This is a genomic window from Angustibacter speluncae (genome assembly GCF_054777815.1).
Map to the genome: position 1 here is coordinate 1 of NZ_BAAHAF010000140.1, position 3,988 is coordinate 3,988.

Sequence of the window (3,988 nt, forward strand, 5' to 3'; positions counted from 1 at the left end):
CGCGCACCCGTCCGCGCGGCCTCGTGCGCGCACGCGGCGGCCAGCGAGAGCGAGTCGGGCCCGCCGCTGCACGCGACGAGCACCAGCGCGTCGGGGTCGAGGCCGGCGAGCGCCGTCCGCACCGCCAGGCGGACCGCGGCGACCGCCGGTGCCGGACCGCTCACGGCAGCGGTGCCACGGTCGCGGACGTCAGCCGTGCACCCGGCGCACCCAGGCGCGGGGGTCGGCGATCTCCTCGGGGAGCGGCAGCGTGTCCGGCGAGGTCCAGACCGCGTTGAAGCCGTCCATGCCGACCGCGTCGACGACGCCGCGGACGAAGACGGCGCCGTCGCGGTACTGGCGCATCTTCGCCTCGAGCCCGAGCAGGCGCCGCAGCACGCGGTCGAGGGCGCCGCTGCCGGCGCGCCGCGCGGTGAACCGCTCGCGGATCGTGGCGACGCTGGGGATGACCTGCGGGCCGACCTCGTCCATGACGACGTCGGCGTGGCCCTCGAGCAGCGACATCACGGCCGTGAGCCGGGCGACGGCGGCGCGCTGCTCCGGCGTCTGCACCAGCTCGAGCAGGCCGGTCCCGTCGCCGCCGCGCAGCACGTCCGGCAGCTGGCGGGCGGCGGCGGTGAGCCGGTCGGCGAGCTGGCCCGGCTCGCCGAGCAGGTCCTCGGCCAGCGCGCGGCTGGCGCCGAGCAGGTGCTCGCGCAGCCAGGGCGTGGCGGTGAACTGCACCCGGTGGGTCTCCTCGTGCAGGCACACCCAGAGCCGGAAGTCGTCGGGGTCGGCGTCGAGCTCGCGCTCGACCTGCACGACGTTCGGCGCGACGAGGAGCAGCCGGCCCGTGCCCGAGCCCTCGGCCCCGCTGATGTCGTACTGCCCCAGCACCTTCGACCCGAGGAACGCCAGCAGCGAGCCCAGCTCGACGCCGGTGACCTTGCTGCCGACCGCCTGGGTGAGCCCGCCCGGCCTGGCCTCGCGACGCGCGGTCGCCGCGGCGACCGGGGGCGCGAGCATCTCGCGGAAGGAGTCGACGTTCGCGGTCACCCAGCCGAGCCGGTCGACCACGAGCACCCCCTCGCCGGGACGCGCGTGCAGGCCGGTGGTCTCGGCGACGTAGCCGGTGGAGTCGGACGCGTACCGACGCAGCTGCTCGACGACGTCGCACGCCTCCTGCGCGCCGACCTGCGGGCCGGGACGCAGCAGCTGGCCGGCCGCCCGGGTCGCGAGGTCCCAGTCGATCAGCGCGTCGACGGCGGTGTGGGCGACCGGCTCGGGCTGCATCGCGCCACCGTAACCCGCGCCGTCCGGCCCGGTTCGCTCACCACGTTCGGTACGTGAGCGCACCGTTCACGGGGCGTGCACGCCGACTGGACGGGCAGGTCACCAACTGAACGTGGTGAGCGGACGCCGCCGTCAGCGGCAGCCGCAGGCGGCGAGCGCGGCAGCGACCCGGTCGAGGGCGCGCCGCGCCGCCTCGGTCGAGGGGGCGGCGTCGACCATCACGGTGAAGGCGAGCAGCCGGCCGTCCGCGTCGACGACCGTGCCGGCGAGGCTGCTCGTCCCGGTGAGCGAGCCGGTCTTGGCGCGGACGAGTCCGCGGCCGGCGGCCGCCTCGGGAGCGGTGAACCGGGGGGCGAGCGTGCCGGTGAGGGCCGCGACGGGCAGTCCGGTGAGGACGCCGCGCAGCTGCGGGTGCTCGTCCGACGCGGCGGCGGCCAGCGCGGCCGTCAGCGTCCGGGGCGCCAGGCGCGACCCGTCGGACAGCCCGCTGCCGTCGGCGAGCACGGCACCCTCGACGGGCACGCCCACCTCGGCGACGGCGGCGAGCACGGCGGCCCCACCCGTCCCGAACCCGGGTGCGGCACCGGCGTCGAGCGCCACGAGCCGCGACAGGGCCTCGGCGACGTCGTTGTCGCTGGTCGCGAGGGTGTGCGCGACCACCTCGCCGAGCGGCGCGGACTCGACCGAGGCGACCTCGGTGGCCTGCTCGGGCACCCGGGCCCGGTCGGGCGGTGCGACCACGAGGACGCCGGCGCGGCCGAGCTCCTCGACGAAGGTGGCGGCCGCCGCGAGCCCGGGGTCGGGGACGCGCGGGGCGTAGGTCTCGCGGCGCAACCGGCCGGCGTCGACGGCCAGCCCGGTGACCGGCGCCACGTACCCGGCGGCCAGGTCAGCCGGCACGACGCCGGGACCGGTCGGCGCACCACCCCAGCCGAGCCCGGCGAACAGGGAGTCGTCCAGGTGCAGCCGCACACCGGCCGACGAGCTGGTGCGCAGGGCCGAGCCCACCTGCTCGGCCAGGTCGCCGAGGCCGGCGCGGCCGACGACCGACGCGGGGTCGCCGGGGCCGGGGCCGAGCAGCAGGTCGCCACCGCCGACCAGGTAGAGGTCGTCGCCGTCGCGGCGCACCGCGGTCGTGAGGACGTGGTCGGGTCCGAGCCGGTGCAGCACCGCCGTCCCGGTCAGGACCTTGGCGACCGAGGCGGGCTCGAAGACGGCGCCGCCGGAGACCTCGAGCAGCTCGGCCCCGTCCGCGGGGTCGACGACCGACGCGCCGACCCGCGCCCCGAGCGCGGGGTCGGCCAGCAGCGGGCCGAGGGCGGCCGAGAGCGCCTGCGGGTCCGGTGCGGGGGCGGCGTCGTCGAGGGCGGCGCTCGCGCCGGGCGTCCACGGGCCGGGCTCGACCGCACCGGGCGCCGTGCCGACCTCGGGGTACGGCTGGGGGACGGGGTCGTCGGTGAGCGGCCCCGGCACGCGGTCGCGGACGTCGGCCACCGCGTAGGCACCGCCGGCGCCGAGCAGGACCAGCACGACGGCGGTCGCCACGAGGGCGCGTCGGCCGCGTCCGCGCCGCTGCTGCGCCACCTGCACCCCGTCCGGTCGAAGCGGTCCCGTCGAACCCGGCTGCCCGGGCGGGCGGCCCGTGCGGGAGACTAGCCGCCGATCTTCGACACCCTCGAGCACGGGAGCGCGACATGGACTTCGACGTCACGATCGAGATCCCGAAGGGGACGCGGAACAAGTACGAGGTCGACCACGTCACCGGCCGCATCAAGCTCGACCGGACGCTGTTCACCGCCACCCGCTACCCGGCCGACTACGGGTTCATCGACAACACCCTCGGCGAGGACGGCGACCCGCTCGACGCGCTCGTGCTCATCGACGAGCCCACCTTCCCGGGCTGCCTGATCCGCTGCCGCGCGATCGGCATGTTCCACATGCGCGACGAGGCCGGCGGCGACGACAAGGTGATGTGCATCCCCGCGGGCGACCCGCGGCTCGACCACCTGCAGGACCTCGACGACATCGGCGAGTTCTACCGGCTCGAGATCCAGCACTTCTTCGAGACCTACAAGGACCTCGAGCCCGGCAAGTCCGTCGAGGGCGCCCACTGGGTCGGCCGCGCCGAGGCCGAGGCCGAGATCCACGCCTCGTTCCAGCGGCTCAAGGACAACCCGCAGGACCACTGAGGCCCGCGCCACCGGGGAACGACGGCCGCCCCGCGTCCAGCCGTCTTCGCGAGGCGAGCACACCCTTCACGGGGCGCGCGCACGCCACGTCCAGTTGGCGATCGCCCACTGGACGTGGTGGACGGACGGGCTCAGGGGCGGCCGGCGAACGGCATGGTGCCGCTCATCCGCAGCGAGGTCTCGCGCAGCGGCACGCCCGCGCGGGGCGCCTCGACCATGCGGCCGCCGCCGGAGTAGATGGCGACGTGGTAGATCGAGCCGGACGAGCTCGAGCTGCCGTAGAAGATCAGGTCGCCCGGCCGCAGCTGCGAGTACGAGATCTTCTGCACCGCGTCGTACTGCGAGCGCGAGGTGCGCGGCAGGCTGACCCCGCCGTGCCGCCAGGCGGCGCCGGTGAGGCCGGAGCAGTCGTAGGCGTCCGGGCCGGTGCCGCCCCACTGGTACGGCTTGCCGATCTGGGTGCGCGCCCACTCGACGGCCGCCTGGCCGCCCGCGGCCGAGCCGCGCGAGCTGCCCGACGGCGGGGT

The 3,988-nt window shown here is 76.6% G+C and carries 4 protein-coding genes; 1 reads left to right on the plus strand and 3 read right to left on the minus strand.

Annotated features, from left to right (window positions below):
* Positions 1–189: 189 nt before the first annotated feature.
* Together ACYVKY_RS16050 and dacB are read right to left on the minus strand one after the other, a co-directional pair.
* Entirely contained in the window at positions 190–1,272 is a 1,083-nt protein-coding gene (locus ACYVKY_RS16050) for a zinc-dependent metalloprotease (RefSeq protein WP_460435991.1), read from the minus strand.
* Between the two features lie 132 nt (positions 1,273–1,404).
* Positions 1,405–2,856: a D-alanyl-D-alanine carboxypeptidase/D-alanyl-D-alanine endopeptidase gene (gene dacB, locus ACYVKY_RS16055; RefSeq protein ID WP_460435992.1), complete on the minus strand. Its 1,452-nt coding sequence runs from the start codon at positions 2,854–2,856 to the stop codon at positions 1,405–1,407.
* 110 nt (positions 2,857–2,966) lie between these two features.
* On the opposite strand from dacB, the gene ACYVKY_RS16060 reads away from it, so the two are divergent.
* Entirely contained in the window at positions 2,967–3,461 is a 495-nt protein-coding gene (locus ACYVKY_RS16060) for an inorganic diphosphatase (RefSeq protein WP_460435993.1), read from the plus strand.
* A gap of 131 nt (positions 3,462–3,592) precedes the next feature.
* Here the strand turns inward: ACYVKY_RS16060 and ACYVKY_RS16065 are convergent.
* A partial coding sequence (locus ACYVKY_RS16065; protein WP_460435994.1) for a C40 family peptidase occupies positions 3,593–3,988 on the minus strand: 396 nt, incomplete at its 5' end.

Bases quoted from the DNA above. Each gene is read 5' to 3' on its own strand.
- ACYVKY_RS16050 (WP_460435991.1), bottom strand. From the start codon at position 1,272: ATGCAGCCCGAGCCGGTCGCCCACACCGCCGTCGACGCGCTGATCGAC.
- ACYVKY_RS16060 (WP_460435993.1), top strand. From the start codon at position 2,967: ATGGACTTCGACGTCACGATCGAGATCCCGAAGGGGACGCGGAACAAG.